Here is a 15,777-nt window from a genome sequence, read left to right as displayed (position 1 = left end):
GACTTTTCCTCCTGCGCCCAATAAATTGGAAATAGTTTGTCTTTACATTTTCTTAACCTTTCATAGGCGTTGTGATATAATGAAGTTCCAAAGAGCGAAAAAATGATCGATGATAATAAGATTACGGATAACATTACTGCTTAAAGCAGACGAATAAGGATGAAAGAAAGGAGTTTATGTTTGCAATGAAGAAAGTTATTACTTACGGTACATTTGATTTATTACACTGGGGGCACATTAAGCTGCTAGAACGTGCAAAGCAGCTTGGAGATTACTTAGTGGTGGCTATTTCTACAGACGAGTTTAATTTACAAAAATCAAAAAAAGCTTATCACAGTTACGAGCATAGAAAGCTGATTCTTGAAACCATTCGTTATGTTGACGAAGTCATTCCAGAAAACAGCTGGGATCAAAAAATTCATGATGTGCAACAGCATGATATTGATGTGTTTGTTATGGGAGATGACTGGGAAGGCAAGTTCGATTTCTTAAAAGAACATTGCGAAGTCGTATACTTGAAGAGAACAGAAGGCATCTCGACAACCCAAATTAAAGAAGAAATTGCTGGACTTTAATAGATCAAAAAAGTACTTCTTATCTTTTGGTAAGAAGTACTTTTTCATGTAAAATACAATGAGTAAGTCAACAATATTATGAAGGAGAGCTTCCTTTGTTTCAAAATTGGATGAAGAAAAAAGTTGAAGACACATTGGATCAACCTGAACAACATGAAACAATGACATCAGTTGACATGCCTGATATGGACTACTATTTTATTATGGGTGATGTACCAAAAGAGGATGAGAGCTTAACTGAGTCTTTAAAAGCAAGAATAAAACCATTAGCTGATCAACACAAACGTACTGCAATTTTAACTTTGAATTATGATGCAAATGTAAAGGAAAGTATTCACCGCATGGAAGAGATCTTTTCTTCTGATGTTGACATCTTGAATGTGTATGAACACTATATTCTACCGGAAAGCGGTAGTAAGAGACGTTACTCGGAATTTATTGTCAGTGAATCATCGCATTCGATCAATGAAGCAGTGATTCCGGCAGATGAACCCACGATTCAGGTGACGAGATATGAACGATCTTCTTCTCCCATTTGTTATATTGAACAATATAATGAAGAGCAGCAATTGGTGAAAAGGGAAGAATATAATTGGCAGGGCGTTTTATGCAGAGTACAAAGCTTTGTTCCCCATACAGGTGCACTATACTTAGAGGAATTGATCAATGACGATGGCAGTATTTATATGGAGTTCATCTACCATGGAGAAGTAAAAAAGAATCCAGTCCGGCATATTAATTGGTATAAAAAAACAGGAATTCAAACATTTACAAAGAAGACGGATATTAAACAATTATGGTTATCCAGCATTCAATCACAAAATAACCGTTTGAAACTGATGATCACAGAGGATCGTGATCAGGACCGCCACCTGTTTAAAATCGATCAGCCTGAAACAACCTATTACGCTGCATTTGTGCATCACGCACATTATGAGGAAGATCTGCATCAAATCAATTCTCAATATGGAGAATTATTTAAACAAATAAGAAAACAGCAAGTGGATGCTGTCTTTTTTGGGGATACTAAACATAAAGAAGATGTCGAAAAACTATTGGGGGAACAAGCCTATTTTTATCTTGTTCCTTCTGACGAAGAGACTGTTTGGAATACGGCGATTCATCATATGCTCGAAAATCGTGAGCATAAAGATGAACTGAGAGGGATCGTTGACAGCATGAAATGGGTCTTGCGTGATCTAAGCTCTGAGCATCATGTTCTTCACCTTCAACTCGAGTTAAAAGGTGAAATGAGTCATGCGGATCATGTGCAAATTGATTTCGCAGGATATGATCGAGTGAATGGAGCTGAAATCATCTCTCAAACAATCGATGAGAACCATCAAGTCAGCTTCCCAATCGGCCATTTTCAAACAAAGAAAAACATTGAAATCAACCAAACGAAATTTGTGGATTTTTACATTCGTTTTAAAACAGAAGAACTTCAAGAGGTTTTGCAGCGTCTAGAAATAGAAGGTGAGCTGCTTACGAATAAACCATCGTCCATCGATGGATGGTCATATCAAACGAAACAAGGCAACTATTCTTGGAAAGTGAAATAGTGATATTACACAACGGTAAGATTTCTGAACAGAGGAGATTAACGATTAATGATTGAAGAGGGAATTCATAAGAAGAGTGTCGTTGAAGGGTTAAAAAATCACCATGAGAAACTAGAAATGCTGATTCGCATCAACGATGACATGCCATTAACAGATAGAGAATTTTATTTGTTTATGAGGGAGAGAGTTTCGAAACAAGAACTTTTCCTTCCGCTTGTCCATCAAGAAGAGAATCTATTCAAATTGGTATTGAATGAAGCATCGCTGCCGCTTGCGTTAGAGCAAGGCCAGACATATAACTTGTATGTCACGGACTATTTGAGCACAAACAAAGAAGAGGATGAGGACGAGCTTGAGGACTCAGCTTATGATTCTGATTCCGAAGAAGAGGAAGAAGAAGTAAAAGAAGAGGGTATCAATACAGATATTGAATCTGAAGAGAAAACGTCAAACTATAAACGCCGTTTAAAAATGGAAATAGAAAAGCCTGAGCTGACCTTTTTAGAAAATAAAGACGCCATGCTGTGTATCATTCCATACCGTACAGACAAAGGGAATGCTTCTTTGAAAATCAAGCGTGAGCTAAAGGTTGTGAAATTCAATCATATCGATCTCAACAAAGGGTGTATGTTATCTCTATCCGGGTATGCAGGCGTATTAAGTGCAGAACATCCGTATGAGATCAAAGAAGCAAAGCTGCTATTGAAGAAAAATGGTGAAGAACCAATTGAGCATCGTTTTCCGGTCAATATCACCCATATAAAAGATGAAGTGATCGAATACCGTGATGATCAACGTGTACCACAGCTTTATCAATTTTTAGCAGAGGTTCCTTTAGAGGAATTGACCTATTCCTTGAACAAACGACTTGTATATCGCTTCTATCTTGAATTTATCTGCGATGTGAACGGAGCAGAGGAAACATTAACAACCACTTCTTTAGTGCTTGGAGACCGCTCGAACAAACTCAAAGGACTTGTTCAAATTCATAAACGAAACGATGTACCGATTCGATATGAAGTGTACCGAAAGAAAAAGAGACAAACACTTGGCATTCGTATTAATGATTACACAATGAAAACACGTGCGAAGTATTACGTCAAAAGCAAATGGAAGAAATTCAAAAAGCAGATCGGCAAAATCAGAAAAGTCCGTAACCGCCTTGTGACAAGAACGTTTAAAACGACCTTTAAGCTGGCGAGTAAGCTGTCTGTGAAAAAGAAAACCGTTGTATTTGAAAGCTTTAATGGAAAACAATTCAGTTGTAACCCGCGTGGGATTTATGAGTATATGAAAGAACATCACCCTGAATATACGCTGATATGGAGCGTTAAAAAGGGTCATGAAGCACCGTTTAAGGAAAAAGGCATCTACTATATCAATCGTCTGTCATTGAAATGGATCTTTGCGATGGCAAGAGCCGAGTATTGGGTCGTAAACAGCCGTTTGCCGCTATGGGTTCCAAAGCCAGATCACACAACATACTTGCAGACTTGGCATGGTACGCCGTTAAAACGGCTGGCAATGGACATGGACGAGGTGCATATGCCTGGAACAAACACGAAGAAATACAAAAAGAATTTCACAAAAGAAGCCTCGAATTGGGATTATCTCATTTCTCCAAATGCCTACTCGACTGAAATCTTTACACGTGCGTTCCAATTCCAAAAGACCATGATTGAGTCAGGATATCCGAGAAATGACTTCCTTCACAATCAAAACAATGAAGAAACGATGAGAGCACTGAAACAAAAAATGAACCTGCCGCTGGATAAAAAGTTGATCTTATACGCACCGACATGGAGAGACGATCAATTTTATAGAAAAGGGCAGTACAAATTTGATTTAGACCTTGATCTGCATGAACTGAGAGCTGCAATCGGAGATGAATATATCATCATTCTGCGTATGCACTATCTAGTTGCTGAAAACTTTGATTTAGGACCATATGAAGGCTTTGCCTATGACTTCTCTCATTACGAAGACATTAGAGACCTTTATATGATTTCTGATCTGCTCATCACAGATTACTCATCTGTGTTCTTTGATTATGCAAACCTCAAACGTCCGATGCTGTTCTATGTGCCAGACATTGAAACATATCGTGACAAGCTTAGAGGCTTCTACTTCGACTTTGAACAAGAAGCACCTGGACCACTTGTGAAAGAGACAGAAAGTGTCATTGACTGGGTGAGAGAAACAGAACAGCCAGACTTTACACTACCAGCTTCATTTGCACCGTTTTATGAGAAATTCTGTTACTTAGAGACTGGAGAATCTTCGAAGCGGGTCGTTGAAGTAGTTTTTAATTCACAACGCTTTTGATTGTTTTCTTATAGATGGAAAAACACCTTTGGAAGGTATCAAGTTCAATACTTGACCATTATCCAAAGGTGTTTTTTAATACATATAATTTTATTCTATATAAGTGGTTAATTAGTTTTTGTACAGACATTTTTGTAGAAGAGATCTAGCGCCTCGCTATTATACTTTTCGTAATCAAAGGATTTTTGTTCCATACTATTCTGGATAAAATCAGACATACCATTAAATAGCGCAGTTTCATTATTATCAACTAATAATCCATATCCACCCTCTAAGACGGAATGTACTCCAGTTACATCGGTAGCTATAATTGGTTTCTTTAAAATCATTGCTTCCATGAGAACCAAGCCTTGCCCTTCATAATCTGAAGATAAGACAAAACAATCACATTCATCTAGTAAAGAAAATGGATTTTCGAGTTGTCCAACAAAAAACACACAATGTTCTAGATGTAACTTTTTTGTGTGATCCTTTAATTCTCTTTTTAAAGGCCCTTCACCCACAATATACAATACAGCTTTTGGATAATGCTTGTGTAATTGTGAGAAAGCAGAAATTAATTTCTTTTGCCCTTTTTCAGGAGATAATCTTCCTATAGTTATAAAGTTGATATACTCCTTATTTGGAAGTGGAATCCCAGATAGATTAAGACCGATGGATTCGTTTTTATCATTTTGATAAGTAATTAAATATTTCTCATTATTAAATTCTATAATCTCTTTATTTTCTTTCATTTGAAGGACTTTGTTAGGCGAGATTACATTATTAACAAAAACCATTTTCTCTAAAGCATTAGGAATATAAGGGCTTAAGTTCAAGTGATTTTCTATGTTAGTCGATTCGGCAACTGAAACAATTCTATCGAAGAACTTGTACAGTGAGAAAATTACTTTTAGGTTACCACGATGTTTATATTTGTGATTCACTTTCTTGTTATACTCTTTCATCATGTCGGCATGCAGGAAAATACTTTTGACTTTAAAATCTCCGAATGCGAAAAGAAGAGTCCAAAATTTGTTATATCCTCCAAAATCTATTCCTACATCAAACTTCGTATTACCAATAATTCTCTTTAATTCTCTCTTGTATGAGTTTACTGGAGTGTATTTTAACATTTTGTTATTGTATAAACCACGACGGAAAATTAGATTCTGTTTATATGTTTCTTTTAATGTTCTATTAACAAAACCTGGTCTATAAATAATATGAACATTAGGATGAAGCTTTTGTATGTTCATCCATTTATCTTTATGATAATTTGAGTTATCAATGACGACAACTTCATATTTGCTGTAATCAATCTGATCAAATAAATTAGTCGCTGAAACGGTTATACCATTATTGTAGAAGCCCCCACAATAAAAAAGTAATTTTTGTTTATTGCTTTCAACCTTGATTAATTCATCTTGATTTTTCCCTTTAAATATTATGTCAATGAGTCGATCAGTAGCATTTCCGTCATCATAAGAGCAGTATTCATCTAAAAACTCTTTGTATTGACTTTCAAACTGTTTATTGAAGTTATTTAAACTGTTTAGTTGGCCTAAGCTGTCAATTAAATCAACTATATTTTCACAGATAGGTCCTGGAAGTTTTGTTATATCTAAATAAAAACCTCTTTCTGATTCATATTCACGTAAGTCAGGCATATAGAAAAAGATAGGTCTTTTTAAAGGTAGGAAATCGAAAAAGATACTTGAATAATCTGTAATCAAAATGTCTATAGCTGATAAAAGTTCATTTGTATCAATCCAGTTTGGAACACAAAGATGTTCAAGACCACTCTGTTTAAAAAATTTATAAGAAAAGTAATGAGATTTTAAAAGTACTAAGTAATCATCACCAAGCGCCTGCTGAATTTTCACCACTTCACTATGCAATGTATAGCAAGTATCCTCTTCGGCACCTATTGTTCCTCTCCATGTTGGAGCATAAAGTACAATTTTTTTATTAAAAGGTAAGTCTAATCTTTCTTTAACACTTTCACTGTTAGTGTTTAATGTTAAATCTACTCTAGGATAACCGATATTTGCAATTTCCCCGGCAAATATCCCAAATACATCATTTGATTTTAGTAATTTTTCATACGTAAAAGTATTCGGGCTAATAAGGTAATCACAATGAAGCAAATTTCTTTGGATATTTTTATGACCAGACATTGATCTTTTATTAATATCCTTCCCTAAAGTTTTTAAAGGAGTTCCATGCCATGTATTGATATATACTTGCTCTTCTCTTTTAATAAAGTAAAAAGGAAATGACGTATCATTAACTAAATATTTTGAAGTTGCTAAATATTTTAGATATTCGTTGCTATCAACTTTAACAAAGGAAATATTAGAAGTTTTCTGCTTTAATTCTGCAATCATTGGATCATTGAAATCATTAATGACCCAAACATGATGTAAATCTTTAAAAGTACTATCTTTCATCAAGCCTAGAAAAATTGCGTAACAATTTCCAGAAATACTTTTGCCATGATAAGCTTCATATAGAATATAATTACTTCTAACCGGATTTTTCTCTAAATAGGAGGTGTATTTACTTCTAATACGAAGTCGTGAATCTCTGGAAAACTCAATTAGTGGATTTAAAATAAATTTAATCTTTCTTGTAACGATTTTTTTGAATTGCTTGATTCTCATTAATGTTAAGCCCCTTCATGTAATATATATAATAGGAAAATGATATTTATTTTGGAAATGCAATTATCCTGATAATTATATTCTAATGACAATTATAAAGCAATGATATAATAAGGTAATTAGTAACCTAGAATAGCTGAATATACCAGTGTTTATTTTGATCAAATTTCCCTACTATTTAATATACTCATTCGCTTTGAAAAGTGAAATATTTCTCAACATCTGTTACAATTATGAGCGGTGATTTTTTTAAAAGAGGCAATCCCAAAAACTTATATCTAAGGAAGATTAGAATGAACGCATTGTTTACAATATTAAGAGAGCAAATCAGCTCACTTCCGCTGATTATGCGACTTGCTGTTTATGAAACAAAATCAAAATATCAGATGAATTATTTGGGTGTTTTATGGCAGTTTTTAAATCCATTAATGCAGATGCTGGCTTACTGGTTTGTTTTTGGTATGGGCATTCGCGGAGGACAGCCAATTGCCATTGGAGACATGGAGGTTCCATTTATCATCTGGATGCTAGCCGGTTTAATCCCTTGGTTCTTCATTAGTCCGACCATTCTTGATGGATCAAACAGTGTGTTTAAACGCATTAATATGGTATCGAAAATGAATTTTCCGATTAGTGCGCTGCCGTCTGTGGTGATTATGTCCAACTTGTTCAGCTACTTTGTTATGATGGGTGTCTATCTAATTGTGCTGATTTCCTATGGCATCTATCCTGACGCACATTGGCTGCAATATATATACTATCTTATTTGTATGATCGCGTTTATGTTTTCGTTTAGTTTGTTTAATTCCACGATTAGTGTACTCGTGAGAGACTATCAATTTCTTTTACAATCTGTGACACGATTACTTTTCTTTTTGCTGCCGATTTTTTGGAATATCTCAGAGAAGCTCACTGGAGACAAAGCGTGGATTGGGGACATATTAAGACTGAATCCTCTTTTCTATATTATTGATGGTTTCAGAAATAGCTTATTAAAGGGAGAATGGTTCTTCCATGATGTCAAATACACACTTTATTTTTGGCTGATCACGCTTCTTCTTTTAACTATCGGTTCATTGCTTCATATGAAATTCAGGGATAAATTTGTCGATTTTCTTTAAAAAGTAAGGAGATTATACGATGAAACTAAAGGTTTCGTTTCGAAACGTATCCAAGCAATACGTCCTATATAAAAAGCAGTCGGATAAGATCAAAGGGCTGTTTTTACCTAATAAAAATGAAAAAGGTTTTTTTGCTGTTCGTGATGTGTCCTTTGATGTATATGAAGGCGAGACAATTGGTTTTGTAGGGATTAATGGATCTGGGAAATCGACAATGTCGAACCTTCTAGCGAAAATCATTCCACCGACAAGTGGTGAAATTGATATGGACGGCCAGCCTTCGTTAATTGCCATTGCAGCAGGGCTGAACAACCAATTAAGCGGGAAAGACAACATTCGCTTAAAGTGCTTAATGATGGGACTGACGAATAAAGAGATAGACGAGCTTTATGAAAAAATCGTTGAGTTTGCGGATATTGGCGACTTTATTGACCAGCCGGTTAAGAGCTATTCAAGCGGAATGAAATCACGTCTTGGCTTTGCCATTTCAGCGCATATCGATCCGGATATCCTCATTATTGATGAAGCGCTGTCTGTTGGAGACCAAACCTTCTATCAAAAATGTGTGGACCGCATTACAGAATTCAAAGAACAAGGAAAGACGATCTTTTTTGTCAGTCACTCTATTAGCCAAATCCAAAAAATCTGTGATCGGGTGGCTTGGATGCATTATGGTGAGCTTCGCATGTTTGATGATACGAATAAGGTCGTAAAGGAATATAAGGAGTTTGTTGACTGGTTTAACAAGCTTTCTAAGAAAGAAAAACAAAAATACCAAATGGAACATAAGGAAGGCAGAAAAGGCATACAAAAGACAGAAAAGGTGTCTCGTTATCAAGAGAACGGAAAACGCCGCTCATTGTTCGGACCCGCATTTCAAGTGACAGTTTTAGCGGTCTTAACGTTATTGCTAGCCTTATCGATGTTTTCAGATCGCCCGCTTCGTACATTGGCGACATTTGGTGCAATCCCATCAGATAAGACAGAAGCGCCTCAGTCGAAGCATCCGCAGACCAAGGGAGCGCCCGATATGAAAAAGGTGGATCAACAGCTGATAGTCACGGCAGATCCACTTACGGTTTACAAAGACCAAGCCATGAAAAAAAAGGCCGATATCACTTGGGTATTTGGACAAGAAGTACAGGCTGTGGCTGAAAATAAACAAAGCGTTCAAATTAAAACTGCGTCAGAAACGTATTTTGTTAAACCTGCTGCGCTTCAAAATGCAGAGGATTTAAAGTCATTATCCATTGGACCAGGACAGTTTAATTCCTATGTATCACCTGCATCGGCAGGTTCGTATGAGTATTTACTGTCTTTCCTTGGAAAAGAAGAATCTGTGCTGAAACAGAGAATGCAAACGCTGAGTTCAGTGAAAAATGATCAAGGAGATACGATTGAGCGATTGACCACAGAGAAAACCGACTATGTCATTCAAAATGGTCAGGCAAACACGATTGTGTTTCGCGATATTATGCCAATCTCTCCTTCCACACTTGGGCTGACAGAACAAAATGTCTGGATGAATGAGAAACGAACAAAGTTCGCAGTGAAGGGCGAAAACAACCTGTTTGTCATTGATAATGAACAGCATACACTGACTATTTCAGTCATTAAATAAAAAAGCTGCCGATGCCGGCAGCTTTTTTTAATTCACTTCTTCTTTTTCAAGAAGCTGTTTCATAAATGGAATGAGTTTCTTTTTCAATTCTTCATCCTGAAGAGCAAACTCAAGCGTCGTTTCAATGAAGCCTTGCTTCTCGCCGACATCATATCGTTTTCCTTCGAAATCATAGGCGAAGACGCGCTGGATGTCATTTAGCTTTTGAATGGCATCTGTCAGTTGTATTTCTCCGCCTGCACCAATCTCTTGCTGATCGAGGTACATAAAGATCTCTGGTGTGAAAATGTAGCGCCCTAAGATGGCTAGGTTCGATGGTGCTGTTCCTTGCGGCGGTTTTTCAACAAAGTTTTTGACTTGATAGCGGCGTCCTTCTTGTGTAAGTGGGTCGATGATCCCGTAGCGATGCGTATCGCTGTCCGCTACTTGCTGAACCCCGATGACAGATGAAAGGGTTTTTTCGTATTCGTCCATTAGCTGACGCAGTCCAGGTGTTTCGGCTTGAACAATGTCATCACCTAATAAAACAGCAAAAGGCTCATCACCGATAAAGTTACGTGCACACCAAACAGCATGTCCGAGTCCTTTCGGCTCTTTTTGACGTATGTAATGGATGTCAGCAATGTTAGAGGATTTTCTCACTTTCTCTAAAAGCTCGCTCTTTCCCTTTTCCTCAAGATTGCGCTCTAACTCTGGTGCAAAATCAAAATGATCCTCAATGGCTCTTTTCCCTTTTCCAGTGACGATAATAATGTCTTCGATTCCTGATTCAACAGCTTCTTCAATAATATATTGAATGGTTGGTTTATCAACGATTGGGAGCATTTCTTTAGGCATTGCTTTTGTTGCAGGGAGGAAACGTGTCCCAAGACCTGCAGCTGGTATAATGGCTTTACGTACTTTTTTCAATGAACTTTGCACCTTCCTTACATATAAAAAAAATGATTTGGCTTCATTTTTCATCTTTCATAAAGTGTAACTTACAAATGATAGAAATGACAAATGATTTACGATAAATGCATGATCTGATTCATTATCTATTGTAAAGAGTTTGTGTAAATTTTTATGTTGAAAAGAGTAAAGGAGATGTAAAAATTGAAAATAGAATGATTAGGATTCGTTCCTATTCTTTTGTATAATACACTTATGATAAATGAGAAGGAAAGAGGCATCGACTATTGAAAACATTACATGTAATGACTGTATTCGGGACGAGGCCTGAAGCGATTAAAATGGCACCCCTTGTCCTTGAACTGAAAAAACATCCGCAAATCAAATCCTCAGTCACTGTGACTGCACAGCATCGGCAAATGCTTGATCAAGTGTTGAAAGCCTTTAACATTCGTCCGGATCATGATTTAAACATCATGAAACAACGCCAGACATTATCCGAAATCACATCAAATGCACTCTTGAAACTAGATCAACTATTCCAAGAGGAAAAACCTGATATTGTCCTTGTTCATGGAGACACAACAACAACCTTTGCAGGAAGCTTGGCCGCATTCTACCACCAAATTTCGGTTGGTCACGTTGAAGCGGGTTTAAGAACACACAATAAATACTCGCCGTTCCCTGAAGAATTGAACCGACAAATGACAGGCACTATTGCTGATATTCATTTTGCTCCTACAAATGAGGCAAAGCAGAATCTTTTAATTGAAAATAAAAAAGAAGAGACGATTTGTGTGACGGGGAATACTGCGATTGATGCGTTGCAAACAACGGTTACAGAGCAGTATCAACACCCTATTTTAGAGAAAATAGGCACAGATAAAATGATTTTGTTAACGGCTCATCGCAGAGAAAATCTTGGCCAGCCGATGAAAAACATGTTTAGAGCGATTCGACGTATTGTAGAAGAGTTTGAAGATGTTCAGGTTGTATATCCTGTACATTTAAACCCTGCTGTTCGTGATGCGGCTCAAACAGAATTCAGTGATCTTGATCGTGTGCACTTAATTGAGCCGCTTGAAGTCGTTGATTTCCATAACTTCGCTGCTACCTCACACTTTATACTAACGGATTCTGGCGGTGTCCAAGAGGAGGCGCCTTCTCTTGGGAAGCCAGTATTAGTTTTGCGAGATACAACAGAACGCCCTGAAGGTGTGAAAGCTGGTACGCTGAAGCTCGCGGGTACAGATGAAGAGACCATTTACAACATGGCAAAACAGCTGTTAGTCGATCAGAAAGAGTACGACAACATGTCGAAGGCGTCTAATCCATATGGTGATGGACAAGCGTCAAAACGAATTGTCGAAGAGCTTCTCCATCGTTTTGGATTAAGTGAAGAAAAACCAGTTCCATTTCAATCATAAAAAAAGAAGACTACATTTCTGTAGTCTTCTTTTTTACTGCTCCAAACTTTCCTTCAATTCCTTCTTCACATTCGCAAGGCTGCTGTCATCAAGCTGGTAGTAATAAATGTTATTGATACGTGTGCCTGATCCTTTCAACTCGTGCTGCTTCACATGCTGTCTTGCATCACGATAATCATTCATCATCGTCCACATATCATCAAATGACATGTTTGTCTTCATATTATTTTCTAAGACTTTGAACATATCGCCGAATTTCGTAATAGATGAAATGTTGGCACCTTTTGCAATGATGCCTTCAATGACCTGACGCTGTCTTTGCTGACGTCCGAAGTCACCTTTTGGATCTTGCTTTCTCATTCTCGTATAGGCAAGGGCTTGATCCCCATTCAGGTTAATTTCTCCTGTACCAAATGAATGGCCGTCATAACTAAATGCAAACGTGCTATTTACTGTAATACCGCCAAGTGTATCAACAATATCTTTGAAGCTTTCCATGTTCACTTTGACAAAGTAATCAACAGGTACATCAAGCAGTTCCTCTACAGTATCTGCTGCCATTTGTGTACCGCCGAATGCATAGGAGTGGTTGATTTTATCCATTGTGCCTTTTCCGACAATCTTCGTATACGTATCACGCGGGATGCTCACCATCTCGGTCGTTTTCGTTTTTGGATTTACTGTCATGTATATTAATGTATCTGCACGGCCTCGATCATTTTTTCGTTCATCGACACCCATGACTAAAATAGAAATCGGGTCTTTCTTACTTAAATCGACATCTTTGTCACGCTTATCTGACTTCTTTAAATTCTCCTGAATGCCTGCAACGGTCGATGCTGCTGTGTTCCAAAGATGATATGCGTATCCGCCAGTTGCTAATACGAATAAGCCAATAATCGATAAAACAATCCAAAGAACCTTTTTCTTCTTTCTATTTCTTTCAGCTCTCATAATGTCCCTCACCTTTTCTATGATTCTTCCATGATTATAGGTTTACGAATCTTGATAAACAAGTTATTTTTTTACTCTGAACCTAGATATAGACGTTGTAACAAAAAAAAGGTTTCAAAAAACCTTAAATTTACCTTAAAATAATAACTTATAAGACGATACAAAGACATGAGGTGAAAAAAATGAAGAAAATCGTCGTTTTACCGTTCTTAATACTGCTACTAGGTATCGTGCTCACGGCATGTGGAACGGCTGAGCAGTCCTCAGGAGAAAACAAGACAAGCAGTTCAACTCCTCAGGTACTGGAAGAGAAAGCTGAATTTATTGGAATGGCTGATGCACATACAGTCGAAGTGAAAAAAGTGAATACGACCCTAAGCTATGAATTTACGGATAATTTTAAAGATGTGTTAAATGAATTTAAACCAGGAGACACAGTAGAAATCTCTTACTTTATTAATGACAGTGGTCAAAAGGAAATCCAGAAGATTGAAAAACAGAAGTAAAAAAGATGGGCGGGATGAACAAAATTGAAGAAAACAGGCGTTACACTAATCGTTCTCATGATACTGACTCTACTAGTTGCACCCTTTCAGTCTGCCATGGCAAGCTCGGCAATTTCAGTGAAATTGTCTAATTATATCGGAAACAAAACAAGCATGGATATCTCAACAACTGGGGAATACAAGCTATCAGGATCAAATGTTGCTGTGACAAAAAGATATGACGGCAAAAATAGATACGAAGTAGCCAACAGCATCGCATCTGCTGGCTGGAAAAATCCATCAACTGTTGTCATTGTCAGTCGTGATGCATTTGATCATGCAATTTCTGTATCACCGTTAGCATACAAACTGGGCGCACCTATTTTGTATACGAATATTGAAAAACTGACGAAAACAACAGAAAACCAGCTGAAGAAAATGAAGCCGGATAATATTCTGATTGTCGGAAATACGAAAAGCATTTCAACAGCTGCTGAGAAGTCTATTAAAAAGTATGGCAAAGTCAGACGTATTAGTGGAAAAGATAAGTTTGAAATCTCCCAAAAAATCGCTAAAGAAATGGGTAACTATAAGCAAGCTGTCGTTGTCGGCGGGAACTCATTTATGAATGGGATTGCCATTGCATCCTACGCATCGAGAAAGGGATACCCTATCCTGTTAACAAAAAAAGATTCCATTCCGTCTTATAGAATGCCAAGTAAAGTGATCATCATCGGCAGTACGAAAAGTACTGGACAAAAAGTTGAAAATCAAATCAAAAAAACCTCACAGGTGACAAGAATCAGCGGTGCCAATCGCTATGAATTATCTGTGAATATTATAAAGAAATTAAATATTAATGCAGATAAAGTTTATTTGGCAAAAGCCTCTAGCTATATTTATGCGATGCCGCTGTCTCAATTGGCTGCAAAATCTAACAGTACGGTTGTGTATGTAAAGCCCGATTCTGTCACAGCGTCTTTAAAAGCACTGCTGAAGGAAAAAGGTACATATGCTTATCATCTTGCTGGCAGCACAAGTGCAATTAAAGATAGCTTGAAAAACTCATTAGCCAAACAAGTCTATCTGAAAAAAAATCAAAACTACCAATTGAATATTTCTAACGGAAAAATTTCATTAAAAGGCATAAAGACGTATAACACAGTAAGAGTTGTTCCTGAGAAATATTCAACAAAAAATGTCCTTCAAATTGCAGGAAAGCCGTATTTAGGCAGCGTAAACTTTGCAATTGAATCAGGGTATATCAGGCCGACTCTCGAAAATATTCCATTTGAAGACTATTTAAAAGGTGTAGTGCCAAATGAAATGCCTGCAAGCTGGAATGTTGAAGCGTTAAAAGCACAGGCGGTTGCTGCTAGAACGTATTCGGTGAAAAGTATTGGAAAAGTCGTCCCTGATACAACAGCCTTCCAAGTATATGGAGGATATAACTGGTATACAAATTCGACAAAAGCGGTCGATGCCACAAAAGGAAAGGTTCTGAAATACAACAATCAGCTCATTTCAGCAACCTATTACTCTAGCAATGGCGGTTATACAGAGGCAAGTGAAGAAGTATGGGGAAATGCACTGCCATACTTAGTGGCCAAAAAGGATCCAAAAGATCCAGTCAATCCATGGACACTGAAACTCTCTAAAAAACAACTAGGCACGACATGGACTGCTAGCACAGCAGCTTCTCAATGGTCTAAAGCAAAAGAGACAAATGCAGCTGACCTTGCCGGCCTGAAATCATGGCTGCTCAAAAACAAAGAAACTGCTGCATCTGATATGAAAATCGCATCGATCTCAAGCCTGACGTTCTCAGGGAAAACAAAAGGGCAGCGTGCGAAGACGGTATCGATCAAACTGACATACCATCTGAAAAACAAAACAGGTACGTATGCAGTAAATAAAAGCACAACGGCAAGTATGAAAATGACCGAGTTTAGATCCGTTATGGGCGCAACAAAGGTGAAAAGCACGTTTGCGTCAGTCAAAAACAACACAAATGACTTCACGATTTCAGGAAAAGGATATGGCCACGGCATTGGTATGAGCCAATACGGAGCCAAAGCGAGAGCTGAATCTGGAAACTCATATTCTTCCATACTCTCGTTCTACTATCCAGGTACAAAACTAACAAACTATTAAAGGGTAAAAGGAGGACA

General features: G+C 37.3%; 11 protein-coding genes. 8 read left to right on the top strand and 3 right to left on the bottom strand.

Going from position 1 to position 15,777, the window contains the following annotated elements:
* The first annotated feature begins 185 nt into the window (after positions 1 to 185).
* The 3 genes from tagD (at position 186) to NSS76_RS16855 (ending at position 4,462) form a co-directional block, all read left to right on the top strand.
* Positions 186 to 575, top strand: a complete 390-nt coding sequence (tagD, locus tag NSS76_RS16865; RefSeq protein WP_034624575.1) for a glycerol-3-phosphate cytidylyltransferase — start codon at positions 186 to 188, stop codon at positions 573 to 575.
* Positions 576 to 670: 95 nt separating this feature from the next.
* Positions 671 to 2,137 carry an alpha-glucosyltransferase N-terminal domain-containing protein gene (locus NSS76_RS16860; RefSeq protein WP_206534270.1) on the top strand — a complete coding sequence of 489 codons (1,467 nt, stop codon included), beginning with the start codon at positions 671 to 673 and terminating at the stop codon, positions 2,135 to 2,137.
* Between the two features lie 48 nt (positions 2,138 to 2,185).
* A complete protein-coding gene (locus NSS76_RS16855; RefSeq protein ID WP_206534271.1) occupies positions 2,186 to 4,462 on the top strand; it encodes a CDP-glycerol glycerophosphotransferase family protein in 2,277 nt (758 codons plus the stop codon).
* A 107-nt stretch (positions 4,463 to 4,569) separates the two neighbouring features.
* Here NSS76_RS16855 and NSS76_RS16850 read toward each other — a convergent pair whose 3' ends face one another.
* Positions 4,570 to 7,107: a glycosyltransferase gene (locus NSS76_RS16850; RefSeq protein WP_341082486.1), complete on the bottom strand. Its 2,538-nt coding sequence runs from the start codon at positions 7,105 to 7,107 to the stop codon at positions 4,570 to 4,572.
* Positions 7,108 to 7,400: 293 nt separating this feature from the next.
* Between NSS76_RS16850 and NSS76_RS16845 the strand changes: the two genes are divergently transcribed.
* Together NSS76_RS16845 and tagH are read left to right on the top strand one after the other, a co-directional pair.
* On the top strand, positions 7,401 to 8,228 hold the full coding sequence (locus NSS76_RS16845; RefSeq protein WP_044335380.1) for an ABC transporter permease: 828 nt from the start codon (positions 7,401 to 7,403) through the stop codon (positions 8,226 to 8,228).
* Positions 8,229 to 8,247: 19 nt separating this feature from the next.
* A complete protein-coding gene (gene tagH / locus NSS76_RS16840; protein WP_341082485.1) occupies positions 8,248 to 9,849 on the top strand; it encodes a teichoic acids export ABC transporter ATP-binding subunit TagH in 1,602 nt (533 codons plus the stop codon).
* Between the two features lie 27 nt (positions 9,850 to 9,876).
* On the opposite strand, the gene galU is transcribed toward tagH, so the two are convergent.
* Complete coding sequence (gene galU, locus NSS76_RS16835) at positions 9,877 to 10,758, bottom strand: UTP--glucose-1-phosphate uridylyltransferase GalU (RefSeq protein ID WP_008343198.1); 882 nt, start codon at positions 10,756 to 10,758, stop codon at positions 9,877 to 9,879.
* A 269-nt stretch (positions 10,759 to 11,027) separates the two neighbouring features.
* Here galU and wecB point away from each other — a divergent pair, with 269 nt between their 5' ends.
* The gene (wecB, locus tag NSS76_RS16830; RefSeq protein ID WP_341082484.1) at positions 11,028 to 12,167 is read left to right on the top strand and encodes a non-hydrolyzing UDP-N-acetylglucosamine 2-epimerase; all 1,140 of its coding nucleotides are present in this window, start codon (positions 11,028 to 11,030) and stop codon (positions 12,165 to 12,167) included.
* Positions 12,168 to 12,200: 33 nt separating this feature from the next.
* Here wecB and tagU read toward each other — a convergent pair whose 3' ends face one another.
* Entirely contained in the window at positions 12,201 to 13,121 is a 921-nt protein-coding gene (tagU, locus tag NSS76_RS16825) for a polyisoprenyl-teichoic acid--peptidoglycan teichoic acid transferase TagU (protein WP_341082483.1), read from the bottom strand.
* 182 nt (positions 13,122 to 13,303) lie between these two features.
* Between tagU and NSS76_RS16820 the strand changes: the two genes are divergently transcribed.
* Positions 13,304 to 13,627 (top strand): hypothetical protein, encoded by a 324-nt coding sequence (locus NSS76_RS16820; RefSeq protein WP_024423640.1) that lies wholly within the window; start codon positions 13,304 to 13,306, stop codon positions 13,625 to 13,627.
* 24 nt (positions 13,628 to 13,651) lie between these two features.
* Positions 13,652 to 15,760: a SpoIID/LytB domain-containing protein gene (locus NSS76_RS16815; RefSeq protein ID WP_103131686.1), complete on the top strand. Its 2,109-nt coding sequence runs from the start codon at positions 13,652 to 13,654 to the stop codon at positions 15,758 to 15,760.
* Positions 15,761 to 15,777: the final 17 nt, after the last annotated feature.

This window comes from Bacillus sp. FSL R5-0654 (assembly GCF_038008745.1).
Classification (GTDB): domain Bacteria; phylum Bacillota; class Bacilli; order Bacillales; family Bacillaceae; genus Bacillus; species Bacillus safensis.
Note: the sequence above shows the minus strand (reverse complement) of the source record. Positions and strands in the feature narration are given on the sequence as shown.

Bases quoted from the DNA above. Each gene is read 5' to 3' on its own strand.
- tagD (WP_034624575.1), top strand. From the start codon at position 186: ATGAAGAAAGTTATTACTTACGGTACATTTGATTTATTACACTGGGGG.
- NSS76_RS16855 (WP_206534271.1), top strand. From the start codon at position 2,186: ATGATTGAAGAGGGAATTCATAAGAAGAGTGTCGTTGAAGGGTTAAAA.
- NSS76_RS16850 (WP_341082486.1), bottom strand. From the start codon at position 7,107: ATGAGAATCAAGCAATTCAAAAAAATCGTTACAAGAAAGATTAAATTT.
- NSS76_RS16845 (WP_044335380.1), top strand. From the start codon at position 7,401: ATGAACGCATTGTTTACAATATTAAGAGAGCAAATCAGCTCACTTCCG.
- tagH (WP_341082485.1), top strand. From the start codon at position 8,248: ATGAAACTAAAGGTTTCGTTTCGAAACGTATCCAAGCAATACGTCCTA.
- tagU (WP_341082483.1), bottom strand. From the start codon at position 13,121: ATGAGAGCTGAAAGAAATAGAAAGAAGAAAAAGGTTCTTTGGATTGTT.
- NSS76_RS16820 (WP_024423640.1), top strand. From the start codon at position 13,304: ATGAAGAAAATCGTCGTTTTACCGTTCTTAATACTGCTACTAGGTATC.